The 21414-nt window shown below is 69.7% G+C and carries 22 protein-coding genes and 1 tRNA gene; 15 read left to right on the forward strand and 8 right to left on the reverse strand.

Annotated elements, in window-relative coordinates; translation table 11 throughout:
* Nucleotides 1-25: 25 nt before the first annotated feature.
* A complete protein-coding gene (locus MLE64_RS10965) occupies nt 26-640 on the forward strand; it encodes an HPP family protein (protein ID WP_243317769.1) in 615 nt (204 codons plus the stop codon).
* A 34-nt stretch (nt 641-674) separates the two neighbouring features.
* Entirely contained in the window at nt 675-1814 is a 1140-nt protein-coding gene (locus MLE64_RS10970) for a molybdopterin molybdotransferase MoeA (protein WP_243317770.1), read from the forward strand.
* An 85-nt stretch (nt 1815-1899) separates the two neighbouring features.
* Here MLE64_RS10970 and MLE64_RS10975 read toward each other — a convergent pair whose 3' ends face one another.
* The 5 genes from MLE64_RS10975 to MLE64_RS10995 all read right to left on the reverse strand — a co-directional run bounded on the left by MLE64_RS10975 (nt 1900) and on the right by MLE64_RS10995 (nt 5662).
* Complete coding sequence (locus MLE64_RS10975) at nt 1900-2574, reverse strand: Crp/Fnr family transcriptional regulator (RefSeq protein ID WP_243287177.1); 675 nt, start codon at nt 2572-2574, stop codon at nt 1900-1902.
* A 184-nt stretch (nt 2575-2758) separates the two neighbouring features.
* Nucleotides 2759-3325 carry an elongation factor P gene (efp, locus tag MLE64_RS10980; protein WP_243317771.1) on the reverse strand — a complete coding sequence of 189 codons (567 nt, stop codon included), beginning with the start codon at nt 3323-3325 and terminating at the stop codon, nt 2759-2761.
* Between the two features lie 69 nt (nt 3326-3394).
* Nucleotides 3395-3469: transfer RNA gene (locus MLE64_RS10985), tRNA-Val, on the reverse strand.
* 46 nt (nt 3470-3515) lie between these two features.
* Entirely contained in the window at nt 3516-4730 is a 1215-nt protein-coding gene (locus MLE64_RS10990) for a pyridoxal phosphate-dependent aminotransferase (protein WP_243317772.1), read from the reverse strand.
* Nucleotides 4731-4738: 8 nt separating this feature from the next.
* Nucleotides 4739-5662 carry a LysR family transcriptional regulator gene (locus MLE64_RS10995; protein WP_243317773.1) on the reverse strand — a complete coding sequence of 308 codons (924 nt, stop codon included), beginning with the start codon at nt 5660-5662 and terminating at the stop codon, nt 4739-4741.
* 80 nt (nt 5663-5742) lie between these two features.
* Between MLE64_RS10995 and MLE64_RS11000 the strand changes: the two genes are divergently transcribed.
* Together MLE64_RS11000 and MLE64_RS11005 are read left to right on the forward strand one after the other, a co-directional pair.
* Nucleotides 5743-6696, forward strand: a complete 954-nt coding sequence (locus MLE64_RS11000) for a YeiH family protein (protein WP_243317774.1) — start codon at nt 5743-5745, stop codon at nt 6694-6696.
* Nucleotides 6697-6844: 148 nt separating this feature from the next.
* The gene (locus MLE64_RS11005; RefSeq protein ID WP_243317775.1) at nt 6845-7426 is read left to right on the forward strand and encodes a gamma carbonic anhydrase family protein; all 582 of its coding nucleotides are present in this window, start codon (nt 6845-6847) and stop codon (nt 7424-7426) included.
* Nucleotides 7427-7429: 3 nt separating this feature from the next.
* Here the strand turns inward: MLE64_RS11005 and MLE64_RS11010 are convergent, their stop codons facing one another.
* Nucleotides 7430-8155 carry a DUF4190 domain-containing protein gene (locus MLE64_RS11010; RefSeq protein ID WP_243317776.1) on the reverse strand — a complete coding sequence of 242 codons (726 nt, stop codon included), beginning with the start codon at nt 8153-8155 and terminating at the stop codon, nt 7430-7432.
* A 118-nt stretch (nt 8156-8273) separates the two neighbouring features.
* Here MLE64_RS11010 and MLE64_RS11015 point away from each other — a divergent pair, with 118 nt between their 5' ends.
* The 8 genes from MLE64_RS11015 (at nt 8274) to MLE64_RS11050 (ending at nt 15582) form a co-directional block, all read left to right on the forward strand.
* Nucleotides 8274-9353 (forward strand): hypothetical protein, encoded by a 1080-nt coding sequence (locus tag MLE64_RS11015; protein WP_243317777.1) that lies wholly within the window; start codon nt 8274-8276, stop codon nt 9351-9353.
* A gap of 106 nt (nt 9354-9459) precedes the next feature.
* The gene (gene rplM, locus MLE64_RS11020; RefSeq protein WP_243287185.1) at nt 9460-9894 is read left to right on the forward strand and encodes a 50S ribosomal protein L13; all 435 of its coding nucleotides are present in this window, start codon (nt 9460-9462) and stop codon (nt 9892-9894) included.
* Between the two features lie 13 nt (nt 9895-9907).
* Complete coding sequence (gene rpsI, locus MLE64_RS11025; protein WP_243287186.1) at nt 9908-10300, forward strand: 30S ribosomal protein S9; 393 nt, start codon at nt 9908-9910, stop codon at nt 10298-10300.
* A gap of 153 nt (nt 10301-10453) precedes the next feature.
* Nucleotides 10454-11206 (forward strand): 30S ribosomal protein S2, encoded by a 753-nt coding sequence (gene rpsB, locus MLE64_RS11030; RefSeq protein ID WP_243317778.1) that lies wholly within the window; start codon nt 10454-10456, stop codon nt 11204-11206.
* Between the two features lie 88 nt (nt 11207-11294).
* Nucleotides 11295-11945 carry a translation elongation factor Ts gene (gene tsf, locus MLE64_RS11035; RefSeq protein ID WP_243317779.1) on the forward strand — a complete coding sequence of 217 codons (651 nt, stop codon included), beginning with the start codon at nt 11295-11297 and terminating at the stop codon, nt 11943-11945.
* Nucleotides 11946-12025: 80 nt separating this feature from the next.
* Nucleotides 12026-12730 carry a UMP kinase gene (pyrH, locus tag MLE64_RS11040; RefSeq protein ID WP_243317780.1) on the forward strand — a complete coding sequence of 235 codons (705 nt, stop codon included), beginning with the start codon at nt 12026-12028 and terminating at the stop codon, nt 12728-12730.
* Between the two features lie 12 nt (nt 12731-12742).
* A complete protein-coding gene (locus tag MLE64_RS11045) occupies nt 12743-14083 on the forward strand; it encodes an FAD-binding oxidoreductase (protein WP_243317781.1) in 1341 nt (446 codons plus the stop codon).
* Between the two features lie 29 nt (nt 14084-14112).
* Nucleotides 14113-15582 (forward strand): HAD-IG family 5'-nucleotidase, encoded by a 1470-nt coding sequence (locus MLE64_RS11050; RefSeq protein WP_243317782.1) that lies wholly within the window; start codon nt 14113-14115, stop codon nt 15580-15582.
* 321 nt (nt 15583-15903) lie between these two features.
* Here MLE64_RS11050 and MLE64_RS11055 read toward each other — a convergent pair whose 3' ends face one another.
* Together MLE64_RS11055 and MLE64_RS11060 are read right to left on the reverse strand one after the other, a co-directional pair.
* On the reverse strand, nt 15904-17118 hold the full coding sequence (locus MLE64_RS11055) for a DegT/DnrJ/EryC1/StrS family aminotransferase (protein ID WP_243317783.1): 1215 nt from the start codon (nt 17116-17118) through the stop codon (nt 15904-15906).
* A gap of 84 nt (nt 17119-17202) precedes the next feature.
* Nucleotides 17203-18684, reverse strand: a complete 1482-nt coding sequence (locus tag MLE64_RS11060; protein ID WP_243317784.1) for a sensor histidine kinase — start codon at nt 18682-18684, stop codon at nt 17203-17205.
* A 46-nt stretch (nt 18685-18730) separates the two neighbouring features.
* Between MLE64_RS11060 and MLE64_RS11065 the strand changes: the two genes are divergently transcribed.
* From MLE64_RS11065 to MLE64_RS11075, 3 genes are read left to right on the forward strand one after another with little or no spacing between them, the layout of a single operon-like run.
* A complete protein-coding gene (locus MLE64_RS11065) occupies nt 18731-19954 on the forward strand; it encodes a sensor histidine kinase (protein ID WP_243317785.1) in 1224 nt (407 codons plus the stop codon).
* Nucleotides 19951-20571, forward strand: coding sequence for an RNA polymerase sigma factor (locus MLE64_RS11070; RefSeq protein ID WP_243317786.1), 621 nt, complete (start codon nt 19951-19953; stop codon nt 20569-20571). The genes MLE64_RS11065 and MLE64_RS11070 overlap by 4 nt, the downstream gene beginning before the upstream one ends.
* Entirely contained in the window at nt 20568-21359 is a 792-nt protein-coding gene (locus MLE64_RS11075) for a cupin domain-containing protein (protein ID WP_243317787.1), read from the forward strand. Before MLE64_RS11070 ends, MLE64_RS11075 begins: the two co-directional genes overlap by 4 nt.
* The last annotated feature ends 55 nt before the right edge of the window (nt 21360-21414 follow it).

The following is a 21414-nucleotide window of genomic DNA, read 5'->3' on the forward strand; positions in this document are numbered from 1 at the left end:
AGGAATCCCCCCGTATGGAGCCTTCATGACCGCCCCCCGCCCCTCGCTGGAGCTGCTGGAACCCGATGTCGCCCGGGGGCTCGTGGCCCGGTTCCGCCTCACGGCCCTCCTGGGCCGGTTCCCGGAACGTCAGATCTGGTCGGCCTTCATGTTCATCAACGGGCTCGTCACCATCGGCCTGCTGGCGGGCCTGGCCATGCTCACCCGCACGCCCTTCGTGTTCCCGTCCCTGGGTCCCACGGCATTCCTGTTCTTCTTCACGCCCACCCTGCCCACGGCCAGCCCGCGCCACACCATCTACGGCCACATCATCGGCATCGCCTGCGGCTACGGCGCGCTGTGGCTCATGGGCCTCCACCACGCGCCGCCGGCCATGGTGATGGGGGTGACGCCCGCGCGCATCGGCGCCGCGGCCCTGTCCCTGGCCGCCACGGGCGCGCTGATGATCCTCTTCAAGGCCGCCCACCCGCCGGCCGGCGCGACAACGCTCATCATCTCGCTGGGCATCATCACCAAGCCCCAGCACCTGGCCATCATGCTGCTGGCCGTGGCCCTGCTCACCGTCCAGGCCATCGTCATCAACCGCCTCGCGGGGATCGACTACCCCCTCTGGGCCAAGCGGACCCCACCGGCAGGCTGACCAGGACTGAGAAGTCACGGAGTAGGATCAGAGGATGGCCATGAGCTGCGACCATCCCGACCTGCTGCCCCTGGACGAGGCCCTGGCCCGGCTCTGGGCGGCCCTCCCCGCACCCGCCTTCCCCGAAGTGCGGGCTGACCGGGATGATCCCGCCGCGGACCTGGCGGCCATGGACGGCGTGGCGCTCCGCTCCGAGGACGGCCGGGCCCCGCGCCGGCTGCTGGGCACTCTCTACGCCGGGGATGACCCGACGGCCTTCACGATCACCCCCGGCACCGCGGTGCGCATCATGACCGGCGCGGCCCTGCCCGCGGGCGCGGACGCCATCCTGCCCGTGGAGCAGCTGCGCGAGGAGGCCGGCCTCATCCATCCCCAGGCCGGCGTCGAAGCCGGCGACCATGTGCGGCGCCGGGGCGGCCAGGCGCGGGCCGGGGACCTCCTGCTGCCCGCGGGGACCCCGCAGAATGTGGCCCGCGCGGCCCTGCGGGCCTGGGTGGGCCAGCCCATCCCGCTCCCGGCGCGGATCCGCGTGGCCGTGGCGTCCACTGGCGACGAGCTGGTGGACGATCCCCGGCCGCATCAGATCCGGGATTCCAACGGTCCCATGCTGGCGGCCCTGACCCATGCCCTGGGGGCGGACGTCGAGCGGCGCCCCGCCCTGCCCGACGATCCCGAGGCCCTGGCCGCGGCCCTCCGAAGCCCGGGCGGCGCCCGCATCCTCCTGACCTCCGGCGGCGTGAGCATGGGCGAGCACGATCACCTGCCCGCGGTGCTGAAGGATCTCGGCGCGACCATCCTCTTCCACAAGATCCGCCTGAAGCCGGGCAAGCCCATGCTGGCGGCCCAGCTCGGGGACCTGCTGGTGCTGGGCCTGCCGGGCAATCCCGTGTCGGCCTACCTCAACGCCCTGCTCTTCCTCCCCGTGGCGCTGGCGAGGCTGGAGGGCCGCGCCCTGCCGGATCCCTGGCGCCACGGCCGCCTGGCCGGCGCGGTGCGCCACAAGGGCGATCGCCCCCTGCTGCATCCCTGCTGCCTCGCGGAGGGTCAGCTCCACCCCCTGCCCGGCAAGGGTTCCGCCGACCTCGTCACCCTCGCCCGGGCCGATGCCTTCGCGTGGATCGAGGCCCCCGGCGAAGAGGCGGGGACCAAGGTGCGCTACCTCACGGTGGTGTAGCCCCGCTCCAAATCGCCTGCGGCGATTTGGAGATAGAAAAAGATCTTTCCCCATCTCCAAAACGCGAAGCGTTTTGGAGCGCGGCTCAGCCCTTGGCGTACCGCTGCAGCTTCCCCAGGTCCAGGATGCGCACCACCGGGAAGGTGCTCTGGATGAGGCCGAGGTCGGTCAGCAGACGCAGGGCTCGGCTGAAGGCCTCGCGGCTGGCGCCGATGCACTGGGCCAGGTCCTCCTGGGTCTCCTGGAACTCCACCAGGGACCGCATGGGATGGGACTCGTGGGCCTCCAGCAGGAGCTGGGCCACACGCTCGGGCACGCTGTGCAGGCTGAGGGTCTCCACCAGGGTCACCAAGTGGCGCACCTTGGCGGCGAAGTGGTGGATGAGCATCTCGGCCACTTCGGGGTGGCGGTGGACGATCTGACGCAGGGGCGCGGAGGGGATGAGCCAGCACTCCGTCTCCCCGTGGGACTCGGCGCTGGAGGCGATGGACGCGCCGTCGAACACGGCCACCTCGCCCACGCAGTCCCCGACCTTGAGGAACTGGAGCACCTGGACCCGGCCGCGGCCGTCCGTGCGGAAGACCTTGAGGCCACCCTTCACCACCACGTAGACGCCCGGCACCTGGTCGCCCTGGGTGTAGACCCGGGCGCCGTCAGGGAACCGCCGCATCTCCGCGATGCTGGCCAGTTCCTCGGCAGCGTTCATCGGCAGCCCAGCCAGGAACTCGATCCTTCTCAGGTTGAGGACTGCTTGAGGCATGGGGCTCCACCAAGGCGCTAAGTCAGTTATCGCACATTTCCATCGGATTGTGATCCTGGTCACGTAGACGGGAACGGAACGACCAGTACTTTACCGCGTGGTTGGAATTTAGTCTGGCGAAAATCACATAGAACAAGGCCCCGGCGGCATCTGCCTACCGGGGCCTCTCTTGATGCGAATGTGTCTACTTCACGCGCTCCATGAAGGTGCGGTCCACCGTGTTCACGCGGATCTTTTGGCCCGCCTCCATGTAGGGCGGCACGCCCACGGTGATGCCGTTGTTCAGCTTGGCGGGCTTGTAGGAGCCGGTGGCGTTGGCGTTCTTCATGACGGGATCGGTCTCGAGGATCTCCAGCACCACGCTGGCGGGCAGGGTGGCGCCCATGGGCTGGCCCTCGTAGAACTCGATCTCCACCTGCATGTTGGGCTCGAGGAAGACCAGGTCGTCGCCCAGGAGCTCCTTGCTCACTTCCATCTGCTCGTAGGTCTCGTTGTTCATGAAGACCAGGTGGTCGCCGTCCTCGTAGAGGTACTCGAGCATGTGCTGCTCGAGGCTGGCCTTGTCCACCTTGTCGGCGCTGCCGAAGCGGTTCTCGCGGTTGATGCCGTCCTTCAGGCGCTTCATCTTCACCACCACGCGGGCCGGCAGGTTGCCGGGCGTCTGGTGCTCGACGCTGATGACGCGGCAGAGCTCGTTCTCGAAGTTGACGATCATCCCGGCGCGGACCTGGGTGGCGTTGATGAAGGGCATGGGGGACTCCCGGAGGGATGGGATGGCGGGGAAGAAGAAAAGGCCCCGATCGCGATCAGGGCCTTTGGGTGGTGGGCGTACCAGGATTCGAACCTGGGACTTCTACCGTGTGAAGGTAGCACTCTACCGCTGAGTTATACGCCCGCGGTCGACCAGAATAACCCAGGATCCGTCCGTTTCCAAGCCCAGATCAGCGGGCGGCCACCTTCCGCAGCGCGTGGGCGAGCCGGGGGGCCTCGTCTCTTCGCATGGAGCACAGGCCCACGCGCAGCCCCTCCGGCAGCGGCACCGTGAACACGCCCTCGGCCTTCAGGCCCTCGCAGGCCGCGTCCGGATCCGCCGCGGGGGCCGTGACGAAGAACCCTCCGGTCCAGCGGAAGGGCGCCATGCCTTCGGCCTGCAGGGCCGCATCCAGGGCCTGGGCGCGGGCGGCCATCACCTCGGACCAGTGGCGGTGCTCCGCCGCCAGCCGCGCCTGGGCCTTGCCGTCCCGCGCCAAGCGCAGGAGCAGGGACTGGGGGGCCCGGGGACAGTTGGACCAGGTGCCCCGGCTGGACTGGGTCAGCGCGGCCTGCAGGACCGGATCCTCGCACCAGGGGAAGGCCAGCGCGCCACCGCGGCCCCCGTAGAGGGTCATGGCCTTGGAGAGGGACATGGCGGCCCCCACCAGCACCCGGCCCTCGGAGCCCAGGGCCGCGTAGTCCTTCAGGGCCGCCGCCACGGCCTCGGGCTCGCAGGTGTAGTCCAGGTAGGCCAGATCCAGGATCAGGGTGACGGGGCCCAGGGCCGACACGTCGCGGAGGAGCCCCGCCAGCGCCGCGCGGCCCGGGGCGGACAGGCTGCGCCCCGAGGGGTTGTGGCAGGGATCGTTGAGCCAGACCACGACCCGGCCCTGGGCCTTCATCTGGGCCCGCAGGGCCTGATCCCAGGCCGCCGCGTCGAGCGGCTGTCCCACCGCCGGCCAGGGGGCCGTCTCCACCCGCATGCCGTTCTCGCCCGCCATGGTCGCGTAGGGCCCCCAGTAGGGCGCCGTGGTGAGGAGCGCCTGGCCCGGCTCCAGGAAGTTCCGGAGGGAGAGGGAGAGGGCCCCGCTGCCGCCGGGCGTGGCGCAGGCTGCGCCCGCGCCGTCGAGGGTGGGCCAGTACCGCTGGACCAGGGCCTTCAGGAAGGCGGGATCGCCGGCGATGGGCGCGTAGGGGGCCACGTCCATGGCGCCCAGGCCCCGCCACAGGTCCATCACCGTCTCATGCACCACCAGCTGCCCGGCCTCGTCCAGCAGGACGCCCACGGTGGCGTTGAGGATGGACTCGCCCGCCGCCTTCCGGGTCTGGGCCTCGGTGTTCAAGGCGAAGATGGGATCGTCCGCGGGAAAGTCGCGCCGGGTGGGGATGAGCTGCTCAGTCATGCTCTAGCCTACCGTCCCGGCCCCCCGGACGGCGCGGGAGGATGCGCCAGGGCATGGCGCAGGAAGGCCGCGGCTTGGCCCGCGAGCCCCCCGCCTACCTGGGCCCATGAAAAAGTCCGGGGGATGCTCAGGTCCGGGAGGGGAATCAGCTCGAGGGTCCCCCGCTGCAGCTCCCGCTGGATGCTCCAGCGGGAAAGGAAGCCGATGCCAAGCCCCAGCAGGACGCAGGATTTGATGGCCTCGGTATCTCCCACCACCAGGTCCGTGGCCCGGGGGCCCTGGATCCGCCGTGTCCTCCGCAGGATGCGTTCCACCACCACCCGCGTGCCCGAACCCGGCTCGCGCCAGATGAGCGGGATCCCGGCCAAGTCAGCCGCCGTGCGCACGGCCTTCAGCGGATCCGGCGCCCGGGCCGCCCGGACGGCCACCAGCTCGTCCTTCAGGTAGGGCTGCAGGGACAGCCCGGGGGCCCGCGTGAGCCCCTCCACCAAGGCCAGGGGGACGCGCCCCTCCCGCACCCAGGCGAGCACTTCGTCCGTGTTGCCGACCTCCAGGACCAGCGGAGCGGGCCGATGGCTGGCGGCGAAGGCCTGGAGCAGCGGGGGCAGGATGTAGGCGGCGGCGGTGGTGCTCGCGCCCAGGCGCAATTCCCCGGCGGGCTGCTCTTCGGCCTGAAGCCGCTCCACCGCCTCTTCCAGCAGGCGGTGGACCCGACGGGCATAGTTCGCCAGGAGGCGGCCCGTCTCGGTGAGCTGAACCCCGGAGGCGTGGCGGGTGAAGAGGGAGCGGCCCAGATCCGCCTCCAGCTGCCGGATCTGGGCCGTCACGGCCGGCTGCGACAGGTTCAGGAGGCTGGCGGCCGCGGAGATCCGGCCCGCCTGGGCTACCACCCGGAACGTCTCCAGGCGGCGGGGGTCGAGGTCATCACGCATCGGAGTCCATCCATTTTTCTGATGAGTCATTCATTATTACTATTATTTTTTTGGATCGAATGGGCCTACCTTCAATCCCCATGAAGCACCTCGCCTCCCTCCTCCTTCCCCTCGGCGCCCTCCTGGCCCTGGCCCCCTTCACCCCTGCCGCGGCGGCCCTGGTGGGGGGCGCCGCGCTAGCCCTCACCCTGGGCAATCCCGCGGCCAGCCTCACCCGCCGGTGGACCCACCGCCTGCTGCCCCTGGCGGTCATCGGCCTGGGCGCGGACATGAACCTGCGGGCCGTGGCCAAGGCGGGCCTGCACGGCCTCGGCTACACGGCCCTGAGCCTGGCCCTGGTGCTGGCCCTGGGCCTCTGGCTGGCGCGGACGCTGAAGGTGGACAGCGAGACCGGCCTGCTGATCTCCGTGGGCACCGCCATCTGCGGCGGCAGCGCCATCGCGGCGGTGGCCCCGGTGATCCGCGCCAAGGACCACGGCATCTCCGTGGCCCTGGCCACGGTCTTCCTGCTCAACGCCGCGGCCCTCGTGATCTTCCCGCCCCTGGGCCACGCGGCCGGACTGGGGCAGGACGCCTTTGGCCTCTGGTCGGCCCTGGCCATCCACGACACCAGCTCCGTGGTGGGCGCCGGGCTGGCCTACGGCCCCCGGGCCCTGGAGGTGGCCACCACCGTGAAGCTGGCCCGGGCCCTGTGGATCGTGCCGCTCACCTTCGGCATCGGCTGGGTCATGGCCCGCCGCGAGCCCGCCTCCGCCGACGCCCCGCCGGTGAAGAAGCCCTGGTTCATCGCCGGCTTCCTGGCCATGGCGGCTCTCGTCACCTTCGTGCCCGCCCTCCAGGTGCCGGGCCACCTGGTGGCCGCGGCCGCCCGGCGCGTCCTCGTGCTCACCCTCTTCCTCATCGGCGCGGGACTCAGCCGCGAAGCCCTGCGCAGCGTGGGCCTGCGCCCCTTCCTGCAGGGCCTGCTGCTGTGGCTGATCGTGGGTTCGCTGGGGCTTGGCGCCGTGAAGCTGGGGCTGCTCACGGTCAACTGAAGGCAACCGCGAAACACGTGAAATGACACGAAAACAAAGCGTGAAAGGCTGCTCTTGCCCTTTCGCGTTCATTCGCGCCTTTCGCGGTTCCAGCCTTTCATCCATTCATGTGAGCCCGATAATGCAGGTCTGGCTATTCGAGGTGTCCATGATCCGCCCCTTCCAAGGCATGGTTCCCAAGCTCGGCTCGCGGGTGTTCCTGGCGGAGAGCGCGCTGGTGCTGGGTGATGTGGCCATCGGCGACGACGCCAGCATCTGGTTCAACTGCGTCCTCCGCGGCGACGTGAACTGGATCCGCATCGGCGCCCGCACCAACATCCAGGACGCCTGCTGCCTGCATGTCACCAATGGGAAGTGGCCCCTGCTCATCGAGGAGGAGGTGAGCATCGCCCACCACGTGATGCTGCACGGCTGCACCATCCGGAAGGGCGCCCTCATCGGCATGAGCACGACGATCATGGACGGCGCCGAGATCGGGGAGGGCTGCCTCGTGGCCGCGGGCAGCCTGGTGCGCGAGGGCCTCCAGGCGCCTCCCCACAGCCTGGTGGCGGGCTGGCCCGCCCGGGTGAAGGGCCCCCTCAGCGAAACGCAGCGGGAGCTCGTGGCCAGCGTCTGGACCCGCTACGTGCGCTACAAGGAGGCCTACTTCGCCGACGGTTGGCCCGTGGCGGAGGCGCCGTCGATCCCCGACCCCCGGCCTGGATTCGCCGAGGGCCACCCCTTTCCCTGACCCTCAGTTCTGGGCCGCCGGCGGGTTCACCACCTCCCAGCCGTCCTCGGTGCGGCCCTGCACCTGCTCCTGGGTGTGGGTGACGACCTCGGCCGTCAGCACGCGCTGCTCGTTCCGCCGCGGAATCTCGGCCCGGAACTTCACGGACCAGGTGGTGACGCCCCCTTCCTCGCTGCGGTCCGGGTGGATCATCACCGCCCCGCCGGGGCCGGTCTCGCCGCCCAGGAAGGCCGGGCTCTGGGGATCGAAGGGGTTCTTCAGGACCGCCAGCTCCGGGTCCCGGAGGAGGTCCCGGATGAGGGTGTCCTGGAGCACGGGCTGGCTCGGATTCCGGGCCTGCCAGGCCAGGACGGCGGCGTCGGCCTTGGCCCTCGCCCGGTCGAGGTTGTGCTGAACGGCCGCCTCCCGGGCCAGCTCCCGCTGGAGCATCACGGTGGGGATGGCGAAGGCGCTCACGATGCCCATGACGGGCAGCATCAGCGCAGCCAGCACGAGGCCGATGATGCCCGTGACCAGGCCCGTGGAGGGGACGGGCGCGTAGCTCTGGGGGTCCGCCTTGGCCAGGCGCTTCGCCTTGGCCTGCTGCACCAGGGCCACGATGCCCAGGATGAGCGCCACGGGAAGGCCCACGCAGGTGAGCGCGAAGATGATGGAGAGGATGCCGCAGACCTTGGCAGCCTGGGCGCCGGGGGCAGGAACGAGCGCGGACGTCGGGAAGGCGTCGGACATGGGCATCTCCAATGGGGATGCATCCAGCTTCCCAGAAGACGGGGCTTCCCAGAAGGCGGAGCGATCCGGAAGATCGTCCCTCCCGCCCATTGACAGGCTGGGCTAGACTCTCGGGATCATGTCCCCCCTGCTGATCCTCCGCGTCCACGCCGATCTGCGCCTCGGGCTGGGGCACGTGGCCCGCGCCCTGGCCCTGCAGGAGGCCTGGCGCGCCCTCGGCGGCACGGCCTGCATCGCCGCCTCGGGGGATGAACGCGCCCGCCGGGTGGGCGGCGGCCGGCACCCCTTCCTGGACCAGGCCCTGCCCTGCGAGGCGATCTACCTGGGCGAGGCGATCCACGCGCCCCTGCCGGCGGAGCTGAAGGCCCGCGCCGCCGTGGCGCTCGTGGACCAGTGGGACACCAGCACCGAGTTCCTCCAGGCCCTGCGCCCCCTGAGGGTGGCCGTCATGGAGGACGACACGGATGCCCATGAGGTGGCGGACCTGCTCTTCCAGCCCTTCCTGGAGGGTGTCCACTGGGCGGACCACCCCGTGAAGGTGGTGGATGGGCGCAAGGTCCGGCCCTACGAGACCACCTCCGGCGCCTGCCGCGTGGTGCGCGGCGCCAACTTCATCGTGGTGGACAAGGCCGCGCTGGAGCTGCGTCCCAAGCGGATGCCCCTCCAGCCCCTGGCCGTCCACAAGCTGCTGGTCACCTTCGGCGGCAGCGACGGCCCCAACCTGGCGCAGAAGGCCTTCGACACCCTGGCCAGGCTGGCCTCCGAGGACCGCTGGCACGGCGCCTGCACGCTCCTGGCCCCCAACGGCATCCAGGGCGACCCCTTCCCGGGCTGCACCGTGGCCCGGAGCCTGCCGGCCCTCACCCGGCGCATCCAGGACCACGACGCCATCTGGTGCTCGGCCGGCGTGACCCTGGCCGAGGCCCTCTGCATGGGCGTCCCCGCCACGGTCTGGGGACAGAACGACCGGCAGCACGGCATCCTGGCGGACCTGGCCATGGCGAACGGCTGCTTCGACCTGGGCATGGGCCCCGAGGCCGACCTCGGCATCGTGCAGGAGGCGCTGACGCAATGGCTGGGTCCCGAGGGCCAGGACAACCGCCAGGAGCAGGTGCGCGACGGCATGGCCCTGGTGGACGGACTGGGCGCCTCGCGCATCGCGCAGGAGCTGTGGCGGTTGGCCGCGCCCCAGGGCTGAAATCCCGGCTTGACCCCACCGGCCTCCAACGATAAGCTTTCCCTTCTGTGGACTCGTCGCCCGTAGGGTGGTGTCTTCGCAGCCTGATGTGATCCCGGAGCAGGCCATGAGCACGTACTTCCCGAAAGCCGACGATCTGAAGCGCCAGTGGTTCCTGGTGGATGCCACCGGCATTCCCGTGGGCCGCCTGAGCACCGCCGTGGCGGATGTCCTCTCCGGCAAGAACAAGCCGACCTGGACCCCCTTCCTCGACACCGGCGACCATGTCGTCGTCATCAACGCCGAGAAGGCCGTCCTGACCGGCAAGAAGGGCGTGCAGAAGTTCTACCGCCGCACCACCACCCAGCCTGGCTCCATGAAGGAGGTCAAGGCCGAGGTGATGAAGGCCACCTACCCCGAGCGCATCATCGAGAGCGCGGTCAAGGGCATGCTGCCCAAGGGCCCCCTCGGCCGGGCGATGTACCGCAAGCTGAAGGTCTATGCCGGCCCCGAGCACGAGCAGGCCGCCCAGCAGCCCCAGATCCTGACCATCCAGAAGTAGAGGCGAGGACCCCATGGCCATTTCCCAGAACTACGGAACCGGTCGCCGCAAGAGCGCGGCCGCCCGCGCCTTCCTCCGCCCCGGCACCGGCAAGATCACCGTCAACGGCCGCAGCCTCGAGAGCTACTTCCCGAACGCCGTGCTCCGCATGATGGTCCACCAGCCCCTGGTGCTGGCCGACCTCGACGGCAAGTTCGACATGGTCATCAGCGTCGTCGGCGGCGGCCCCGCCGGCCAGGCCTCGGCCATCCGCATGGGCATCTCCCGCGCCCTGCTTGGCTACAACGAGCAGCTGAAGTCCCTCCTGCGCGGCGCCGGTCTCCTGACCCGCGACCCCCGCATGAAGGAGCGCAAGAAGCCCGGTCGCAAGGCCGCCCGTCGCCGCTTCCAGTTCAGCAAGCGCTAGTCGTTTCTCTGGAAGGGGGATCTTCGGGTCCCCCTTCCGTTTTTCCGGTCCACGGGATGCCGTGGGCGATTCGGGCGAAGGGATCCAACCCCGAGCCTTTCATCCCACCCGCGGCGCCTTCACCCCTACCGCCGCTTGACCAGGGAGGCCAGCATGGCTGCCATCCAGATGAAGGAACTCCTCGAGGCCGGTGCCCACTTCGGGCACCAGACCAAGCGCTGGAACCCCAAGATGAAGAAGTACATCTTCGGGGCGCGCAACAGCATCTACATCATCGACCTCCAGAAGACCCTGCGCCTCTGGAACTCCGCCGCGAACTTCCTGACCAAGGCCGCCAGCGAGGGGAAGAACTTCCTCTTCGTGGCCACCAAGCCCCAGGCCCAGGAGCTCATCGCCGAGCAGGCCGCCCGCTGCGGCGCCTTCTACGTCAACAACCGCTGGCTGGGCGGCATGCTGACCAACTTCGCCACCATCAAGAAGAGCCTCGAGAAGTTCCGCGAGATCGAAGCCACCCTGGCGGACCCCGCCCGCACGGCCATGCTCTCCAAGAAGGAGCTGCTGAACCTCGACCGCCAGCGCCTCAAGCTGGAGGCATCCTTCCACGGCATCCGCGACATGCGCTCGCTGCCCGAGGTCATCTTCGTCATCGATCCCCATCGCGAGGACATCGCCGTCACCGAGGCCAAGAAGCTGGGCATCAAGGTGGTGGGCATCGTGGACACCAACTGCGACCCCGACATGGTCGACTACGTGATCCCCGCCAATGACGACGCCATCCGCTCCATCCTGCTCTTCTCCGAGCGCGTGGCCGATTCCATCCTCGAGGGCCGCCAGTCCTTCCGCGACAAGGGCGACAGCGACGAGATGAAGAAGATGATGGCCGAAAAGATGGAAGTCGAGGGCTAGTCCCTCCCCGCCCCATTCGTCAGCCATCAGAGGGCCCGCCCGCTGATGGCTGATGGTCTGAAGACCCCACCCGATTTCAGGAGATCCCATGGCATTCACCGCCAATGACGTGAAGACGCTGCGCGAGAAGACCGGCCTCGGCATGATGGACTGCAAGAAGGCCCTGGAAGAGAACAACGGCGACATGGAGCAGGCCATCGAGTGGCTGCGCAAGAAGGGCATGGCCGCCTCCGCCAAGAAGGCCGACCGCATCGCCGCCGAAGGCATCGTTGAGGCCTACATCCACCCCGGCGGCCGCGTGGGCGTGCTGGTCGAGGTCAACGCCGAGACCGACTTCGTGGCCCGCAACGAGGCCTTCCAGCGCCTGGTGAAGGAGATCGCGATGCACATCGCGGCCGCCGACCCCGCGCCCCGCTTCGTCACCAAGGACGAGGTCACCCAGGACTTCCTCGACACCGAGAAGCGCATCGCCACCGAGCAGGCCCTGGCCACCGGCAAGCCCCAGAACATCGTCGAGAAGATCGTCGAGGGCAAGATGAACAGCATCTTCAAGGAGGTCTGCCTCCTGGAGCAGCCCTTCATCATGAACCCCGACCTCACGGTGCAGCAGTACCTGTCCCAGAAGACCGCCGAGATCGGCGAGAAGCTCAGCGTCCGCCGCTTCACGAAGTACATCATGGGCGAGGGCCTCGAGAAGCGCAGCGAGAACTTCGCCGCGGAAGTTGCTGCCGCCAAGTAGCTTTTCATCTGCTACAAAAAGGGCGGCCGTTCCGGCCGCCCTTTTTGTAGCCAGGACCACACCTCTGGATCGGAACCTCCATGAAATTCAAGCGCATCCTCCTCAAACTCTCCGGCGAAGCCCTCATGGGCGATCAGAAGTACGGCATCGATCCCGCGGTGGTCAACATGATCGCCGATCAGGTCAAGGCCATCCGGGAGCTGGGCGTGGAGGTGGGCCTCGTCATCGGGGGCGGCAACATCTTCCGCGGCGTGGCGGGCGCCACCAAGGGCATGGACCGCACCACCGCCGACCACATGGGCATGCTGGCCACCATGATCAACGCCCTGGCCCTCCAGGACGCCCTGGAGCACAAGGGCGTCCACACCCGCACCCTGTCGGGCCTGGAGATGCCCAAGGTGGCTGAGAGCTACATCCGCCGCCGGGCCACCCGCCACCTGGAGAAGGGCCGCGTGGTGATCTTCGGCGCGGGCACCGGCAACCCCTACTTCAGCACCGACACCGCCGCCGCCCTGCGTGGCAACGAGATCGCCGCCGAGGTGGTGATGAAGGCCACCAACGTGGACGGCATCTACACCGCCGACCCCAAGCAGGATCCCACCGCCACCCGCTTCGACCGCATCTGCTTCCAGGACGTGCTGGAGAAGGGCCTGCGGGTCATGGACGCCTCCGCCATCGCCCTGTGCATGGAAAACAAGCTGCCCATCCTCGTCTTCGACATGAACAAGCCCGGCAACCTCGTGGCCGCCGTGCAGGGCGAGGCCGTGGGCACGCTGGTCTCCTGACCGCCCGAAGACATGGCCCGGTTCCCGAACCTCCCCGATGCCACGGTCCTCACGGACCCGGAGGCCCTGGAACCCTACCGCGGCGATGAATCCCACGTGCAGGGGAGCCCGCCTCTGGCCGTGGTGCTGCCCAGGGGCCCCGCGGCCCTGAAGGAGCTGGTGCGTCTGGCCAAGGCCGAGGGCTTCGGCCTGGTGCCCCGGGGCGCGGGCACGGGCAAGGCGGGCGGCTGCGTGCCCGCGGGCGAACGGGCCGTGGTCGTGGATTTCTCCGCCTGGCGCGGTGAGCTGCGGCTATCGCCCCAGGACCTCTGCCTCAGCGCCCCCGTCAGCGCCCCCCTGCGGGAGGTGAAGGCCACGGCCGCCGCCGGGGGCCTCTTCTACCCGCCGGATCCCAACTCCTGGGAGAGCTGTGCCCTGGGCGGCACGCTGGCCACCAACGCCGGCGGCCCCAACGCCTGCAAGTACGGCATGACCCGCCACTGGGTGCTGTCCGTGGACGCGCTGCTGGAGGACGGCGAGGTGCACACCTTCGGCATCCACAGCGTGAAGGCCAACGCGGGCCCGGCCCTGGGCCAGCTCCTCATCGGCAGCGAGGGCATCTTCGGGTTCATCCTGGGCGCCACCCTGCGCCTCACCCCCCTGCCCCGGGAGCACGCCACCCTGCTGCTGCCCGTGAAACGCTGGGAGGACCTGCTGGACCTGCCGGGCCGCCTTGTGGGCGCGGGCTACCTGCCCAGCGCCTTTGAGTTCTTCGACCCGGCCGTGTTGGCGGAGCTGCGGGCCCACGGGCCCGAGGAAGCCCGCCGCCTGCCCGGCGAGGCCCTGGCCATCCTGGAGTTCGACGACCGCGGCTGCACCTCAGACGCCTTCCTCGAAGGTCTCATGGACCTGCTGGGCCCGGTGGCGGAGAACCTGGAGATCGCCTCGGACGCGCGCCAGCGCGCGGGCATCTGGGCCGTGCGCCGCATGACCAGCGCCTTCCTCAAGGAGCGCCACCCGAGGAAGGTGAGCGAGGACATCGTCGTGCCCCGCAGTCGCCTGCGCGAGTTCTTCGCGGGGCTGGAGCGCTTGGCCATCCCCAGCGTCACCTACGGCCACCTGGGCGACGGCAACCTGCACGTGAACCTGCTGGGCGCCGGCGACGCCGATCCGGCCCAGCTAGAGGGCCAGCTCCTGGACCTCTTCCGCCTCGCCCTCAGCCTGGGCGGCACCCTCAGCGGCGAGCACGGCATCGGCCTCGCCAAGCGGGAGGCTTTCCTGGCCCTGTCCGATCCCGGCCAGATCCGGGCCCTCCGCGCCCTCAAGCAGGCCCTGGATCCCAGCGGCCTCTTCAATCCGGGCAAGGTCATCTGATCAAGAGGCCCCGGGAGTAGACTCGCTCCATGACCGCCTGGGACCCCGACCTGCTGGCCGCGCCGCCCCTGCTGGACGGAGAGGACCGGCTGCCGCCGGAGCATAAGCTCTTCGCCCTGCGCACCCTGCCTCTGGGCGAGATCAGGGCCATCGGCTTCGACATGGACCACACCCTGGCGCGCTACCGGGCGCCGGAGATCGACGAGCTGGCCTTTAAGAAGGCGGTCCGCCTGCTGGTGCGGGACCGCGGCTACTCGCCGTGGCTCCTGGAGATCGGCTACGATCCGGCCTTCGCCGTGCGCGGCCTGCTGCTGGACGGGCTGCGCGGCAACGTGCTCAAGCTCAACCGCGAGCGCCAGGTGGTCCGCGCCTGCCACGGCACCCGGATCCTGCCCCGGCCAGAGCTGGACGCCGTCTACGGCCGGCGCCGGCTATCCATCTCCGCCAAGGGCTTCCGCAACCTCGACACGCTGTTCGAGATCCCCGAGGGCTACCTCTACGCGCGGATGGTGGATGGCTTCGACCAGGGCATCCTTCAGGCCGGGAACTACCTCCAGATCTTCCATGACGTGCGCTGGGCCATCGACACCGCCCACCGGAACGGGGAGATGAAAGGGGAGATCCTCGAACACCGCGACTTCTTCATCCCGAGGGATCCCCAGCTCGCCCTGGCCCTGGACCGGCTCAAGCGCGAGGGGAAGAAGCTCTTCCTCCTGACCAACAGCGAGTGGAGCTTCACCGCGGGCGTCCTGGGCCACCTGCTGGACGGCCAGGACGAAGCCCGGCCCCGCTGGACCGACTACTTCGACCTGATCGTGGTGAGCAGCCGGAAGCCGGATTTCTTCCTCGGCACGCCACCACCCGCGGCCATCGAAGGCCAGCCCCGCTGCTTCACCGGTGGCCATGCCGCCTGGCTGGAGGCCCAGCTGGGGGCCGAGGGCGAGCAGATCCTCTACGTGGGCGACCACATCTACGGCGATGTGCTCCGGTCCAAGAAGAACGCCTCCTGGCGGACCCTGCTGCTGGTGCCGGAGCTGGAGCACGAGATCAAGCTGCTGGAGGCGAAGAACCATGACATGCGGGACATGCTCCGCCTGGAGACCATCCGCCGCCGCACGCTCCGCCGGGCCTCCGTGCTCATGGACCAGTGGAAGCGCAACCGGGTGCGGCGGCACGTGCTGGGCCCCCGCCTCAGCGCCGAGGCCACCGTCGCCCTGGACCATGAGGCCGCCCACCTGGCCAGCAGCGCAGAGGCGCTCCAGCGGCGGGCCGAGATCCACAGCCTCGAGCTGGACACCCTCACGAAGTCCGTGGAGGCCGCCTTCAATCCCACCTGGGGGCCCATGTTCCGGGACCGGGACGAGCCGACCCGCTTCGCGGACCAGCTCCAGCAGTTCGCCTGCGCCTACACCGGCCGCGTGGCCAACCTCTACATGTACGACCCGCACATGACGGTCTACGCCCCGGTGCCCACCCTGCCCCACGAACGGGTGGGGTGAGACGGGTTTGGGCCGGAAGCTCGGAGAAAAGATTTTCTTGCCACCGATTTCAGTGATTTCGGTGATGAAAAGATGAACCCCGGCCCGACGCAGCATGGGCTCCATGGGGGGGGGGGGGGGGGGGGGGGGGGGGGCCCCGCGCCCCCCCCCCCCCCCCCCCCCCCCCCCCCCCCCCCCCCCCATGACTTCCGGCAAAGCCGGAAGCGGCCTCCGGCCGGCCCACGCGGGACACATCCGAGACGCCATCACCGCAATCGGCGAAATCGGTGGCGAAAAGGGCCCTTTTTCTTTCCCCCTCCGCGAGTTCGCGGTTGGCCGAGGTCAGCGGGTGACGCGGCTCCGGGCCTTGGCCTGGGCGATCACGTGCTTGATGGCGCCCACGGTCTGGTCCTGGTCGGCTTCGCTGAGGCCGGGCCAGAGGGGCAGGCTCATGAGGCGCTCACCGCTCCACTCGGTGTGGGGCAGGCCGTCCTGGGGCAGGTGCTGCGGGTGCGCGGCGTAGAAGTCCCGGTACCAGGGGTGGATGTGGGCCGGGCGGTAGTGGATGCCCGTGCCGATGTTCTCCTCCTTGAGGGCCGCCACGAAGGCATCCCGGTCCAGGCCGATCTTCTCGGGGTGGATGCGCAGCACGAAGAGGTGGAAGCAGTGGCCGTGGTCCGCGTCGCCGGGCCAGGGCAGCATCACTTCGTCCATGTCCTTCATCAGCTCCAGGTAGCGGTGGAACAGCACGCCGCGCCGCTCGTTGAAGCCGTCCAGCTTGTCGATCTGGTGCAGGCCCATGGCGGCCTGGAGGTCCATGAAGTTGGCCTTGCGGGCGGGCTCGTACACCTCCGTGTGGGGGCTGCCCTCCTTGGCGAAGCGCTTCCAGGCGTCCCGGTCGATGCCGTGGAAGCGCAGACGCTTGATGCGGCTTTCGTACTCGTCGTTGAAGAAGGCGATGGCGCCGCCCTCGCCCGTGGTCATGTTCTTGTTCGGGTGGAAGCTGTAGACGCTCATGATCGAGCGCGGGTTCCCGCCGATCTTGGTGCCCTTGTAGTGCGCGCCCATGGCCTGGGCCGCGTCCTCGATGACCCACAGGCCGTGCTTCTCCGCGATGCGCCAGATCTCGCCCATGGGGCAGGGCAGGCCCGTGAGGTGCACGGGGATGATGCCCTTGGTGCGGGGCGTGATGGCGGCTTCGAGCTTCACGGGATCGAGGTTCAGGGTCACCGGGTCGATGTCCACCAGCACCGGCACACCGCCCTGCAGCACCACCGTGCTCAGCGTGCTCACCCAGGTGAGGGAGGTCGTGATGACCTCGTCGCCCGGCTGCAGGTTCAGCACCTGCATGGTGATCTCCTGGGCCGTGGTGGCGCTGTTCATCGTCAGGCAGTGGGGCACACCGTTGTAGGCCTTCAGCTTCTCCTCAAAGGCCGCCGATTTCGGCCCCGTGGTGATCCACCCGCTGTGGATCGTGTCGATCATCTCCGCGATCTCCTCCTCGCCGACCATGGGGCGGGTGAAGGGGAGGAAGTGCAGGCGGCGAACGTAGGACATGGAAGCTCCGTACACGAGCGATCATTTTCACACATCGCGGAGGGAAGCTCCGCGATCGACCACAGACCGCCAGCTCGCCAGGTCCTAGGCGATCGGCATCGTGATCGTCAGGGTGCTGCCCTTGCCGAGGCCCTCGCTTTGGAGGTGGATGGTGCCGCCCATCATGCCCATGAGGTGCTTGCAGATGACGAGGCCGAGCCCGGTGCCACCGTATTCGCGGGCGTGGCCACCTTCGGCCTGGGCGAACTTCTGGAAGAGGCGTGCCTGGCCTTCGGGGCTCACGCCGATGCCCGTGTCCACCACCATGAGGGCGATGACGCCGGGGCGCCGCTCCACCTGGACGGCGACGCTGCCATCCTTGGTGAACTTCAGGGCGTTCGACAGCAGGTTGAGGAGCACCTGCTTCAGGCGGCTCGGATCCACCATCACCTCGGGCAGGCTGGTGGCGTCGGGCCAGACCAGCTCCACCCCGGGCCTGCGGGGGTAGGCCTCCGCGATGGGCTTCACCTCGTCCAGCAGCCGGTCGAGGCCGAAGGGTTCGGGATGGACCTCCAGGCGTCCCGATTCGATCTTGGCGAGGTCGAGAATGTCGTTCAGCAGAGCCAGGAGGTGCTGGCCGGAGCTGTAGCTGTCCTGGAGCATGGACCGCATCTCCTCGGCGTCGTCGTAGAGGCCGTCCATGACCAGGCGCGTGAAGCCCAGGATGCCCGTGAGCGGCGTACGCAGCTCGTGGCTGGTGAGGGCCAGGAACTCGCTCTTGAGCTGGTCCGCCTCGCGCAGGGCGTCATTGACGCGCTCCAGCTCCAGGGTCTGGCTCTGCAGCGCATCCCGCTGCTCAGAGAGGTCCCGGAACAACCAGGCGTTGTAGAGGGAGATGGCCGTCTGCCGCTGGAGGATGGAGATGGAATCCAGTTCCTCCTCCTCCACGCGCCGGTCCGCCGGCACCGCCAGGATCACGAAGCCCATGAGGAGGAGCTGGTGCTCGAAGGGGACGAAGTAGAGGAGGGCGCCATCGGGCCCCCGGAGCGGCGCCAGGGTGGCCCCGCCGCAGGGCTTGTCCAACCACTGGCTCTGGAACAGCACCAGGGGCATCTCCGGGAAGGGGTTCGGGGCGGGGAGCCGCATCTCCGACCATTCGACGCGGGTGAGCCCGGCCGCCTCCTTGGGCAGGTAGCTGGAGCCCCCGTCCTCCAGCGTCCACACCACGGCGCGAGGGCAACGGAATTCCTGCACCAGCACATCGAGGACCACGCTGACCACCTGGCCCCCCTTGGAGGTGGCGGCCAGGATCTCGGACACGTGCTGGAGGACCTGCATCTGATGCGACCGGCGGTTCAGCTTGGCGCGCAGCTCCCGCACCTCGTGCATGGCGACGGTGAACTGCCGCTGGGCCTGCATCAGCTCCGCCAGCAGCTCCGCGCCCTGGGGCCGCGGGGCCTGGCTCGCGGGGGCATGCTTGGGCCCGGAACCCGTGGCCGAGCCGAGGGGCGCGGACTTGCCCCCGGAGTCCGTCCTTGTGGCGGGCGGGGTCGGCTTGGGGCCGGAAGGCGGGGATGAGGAGGGCATCGGACTCCAGGATGGCCTCATGGGGCGACACTGCCAAGATGGAGGCATGGCCCCTCGCGCCCAGACCTTCCCCCTGCAACGGATCATCTTCCTGTCCGTGTCCGTGGTCCTGTGCCTGCAGGTGGGCTGGTGGATCCGCCTGCAGATCCGGGATTCGGGCCGGCTGCTGGAGGTGCGCACCCAGGGCCTGCTGGCGGCCCGGGCCCAGGCCTGGCAGATGGACACCCAGAGGATGCTCGACGTGCTCCACGCCCAGCGCGATCCCGCCTCCCCGGGCGGCGCGGTGGTGGGGCAGCTCCCGGTCATGCCCAGCCTGGCCGAGCGCCGGCAGGCCATCCAGGAGGCCTACCCCCAGGTGGAGCTGGTCCCGCGCCCCATGGCCCCGGACGACCCCCTCCTGCTGGACGGGACCGCCTACCTCACGGTGCGCCCGGGCCCTTTCCGGGAGCTGAAGGACCAGCGCTGGCACGCCGTCTTCCGGGCGAGCACCGAGGGCGCATTCATGGTGTTCGCGGTGCTGTTCGGCTTCGTCCTCCTCTACCGGAAACTCGCGGAAGAACTGGATCTCAAGCTGCGCCAGCGGAACTTCACCTCGGCCGTGACCCACGAGCTGAAGACGCCCATCGCCTCCCTTCGGGTGTGGACCGAGACCCTCTTCACCCGCGAGCTGGGCCCGGACCAGCGCCAGCGGATCCGCGGTCTCATGGAGAAGGACCTCGAGCGGCTGAACGAGCTGGTGGGCAACCTGCTGGATGTGGCGCGGGCCGAATCCGGAAGCCTGGTCCTCCACATGGGCCCCCTGGAGCTGGGGCCCTGGCTCCGGACGGTCTGCGAGGGGATGGACCATCGCCTGGGCCCCGGCGCCCTCGGCCTGACGCTGGAATGCACCCCCGAGGCCCTGTGGGTGGAGGCGGACCCCAAGGCCCTGGGCACCGTGGTGGAAAACCTGCTGTCCAACGCCTACAAGTACTCGGCCGAGCCCCGGAAGACCACCGTCACCCTCGACGGCGACGGCGAGGACGCCCTCATCGTGGTGAGCGATCAGGGCCACGGCATCGCCGCCAAGGACCTGCCCCGGGTCTTCCACCGGTTCTTCCGGGTGGGCGACGAGATGACCCGGCAGGTGGCGGGCACGGGCCTGGGCCTCTTCCTGGTGAAGGAGATCGTGACCCGCCACGGGGGGGACGTGCGCGTCGCCAGCCGCGGGTCCGGCTTCGGCTCCGCCTTCACCATCCGCCTGCCCCGGCGGACCGCTCCGGAGGCCGCATGAGCCAGATCCCCGCCCCCCCCGAGGCGGCCCTGGTCCTGGCCGCGGCCGGAGGCGATCCCGAGGCCTTCGAGACCCTCGTGCGCCCGCACCTGGGCATGCTTTTCCGGGTCATCGACCGCATCCTGGGCAACGAGGCCGAGAGCCAGGACGCCCTGCAGGACGCCCTCCTCACCATCCTCCGGGAACTGCCTGGGTTCCAGGGCGCCAGCAAGTTCAGCACCTGGGCCTACCGCATCTGCGTGAACCAGGCCCTCATGGCCCGGCGGAAGCGGATCCGGCGCCGGGAGGATGCCATTGAGGATCTGATGCCACGTTTCGCCGACGACGGGCATCACAAGGACGTGGACCTGCTCCTCGAATGGAGCGAGGACGCGGAGGCATTGATGAAGGTCGAGCGGGATGAGCTGAAGGCCAGGGTCCGGATGGGCCTGGACCGGCTGTCCGACGACCAGCGCGCCGTCTTCGTCCTGCGGGACCTCGAGGGCTGGGACACGGACGAGATCAGCCGGCACCTGGGCATCACGCGCGAGCTGGTGCGCCAGCGGGTCCACCGGGCCCGCCTGGCCCTGCGGGCCCTGCTGCCGGAATTCGCCCCCCGTCTGGCGGAGGACCGATGACGCTGCTCATGCCCACCTGCGCGGAAGTCGTCGACCTGCTCACGGACTACGAGGAGGGGGCACTGGGGCCCTTCGATTGGCTGGGCGTCAAGCTGCACTTGAGTCTCTGCCCGCCCTGCCGGGCCTTCCTGGACAGCTTCGAGCGCACCCCGGACCTGCTCCGGCGCCTCTGGCCCGAGCCCCCCGCCCCCTCCGCCGAGCGCGCCCTGGATGGCGCCCTGACGGCCCTGCGGCAGGGCCGGGTACCCCGCGGTCCCGTGCACCACCCCGAGGAGGTGGCCTGGCAGGCGCTGGAGCCCGGCGGGGACCCCCTCACGGCCCTGCTGCTGAAGGTGCACCTGGGGCATTGCGACAGCTGCCGGAGCCAGCATCCCGCCAGCGAAGCCATCCCCGCCGCGGGGCCTTCCGGCCGGGACGTCCTCAGCCTCCTCCGGCCCCACCTGCCCGCGGAGGATCGCTGGCGCTGGACCCGGCGGGGCCTCGGCGGCGCCCAGGTGGCCCGGCTTCTGCAGGATCCGGCCACCGGCGCCACGCTGAACCTGGCCCGCATGCCCGGCGGCATGAGCATGCCCCGCCACAGCCATGGAGGGGCCGAGCTGTCCCTGGTCCTGTCCGGCGCCATGCAGGACGGCCCCGCCCACCTCCGCCCCGGCGACTGGCTAGCCTGCGGCCCCGGCCAGCAGCACGGCCCAAGCACGGAGCCGGGCCTTGAATGCTGGGCCCTCCTCCGCATCGAGGGCGGCATCCGCTTCACTGGCTGGCGGCGTGTCCTGGGGACCGTGGGCTGAGGTGGTTCTCGTTCCGTAAGGCCAAGGATCTCCACGAAGGACACGAAGGAAAGAC

The organism is Geothrix paludis (assembly GCF_022808815.1).
GTDB classification, from domain to species: Bacteria; Acidobacteriota; Holophagae; order Holophagales; family Holophagaceae; genus Geothrix; species Geothrix paludis.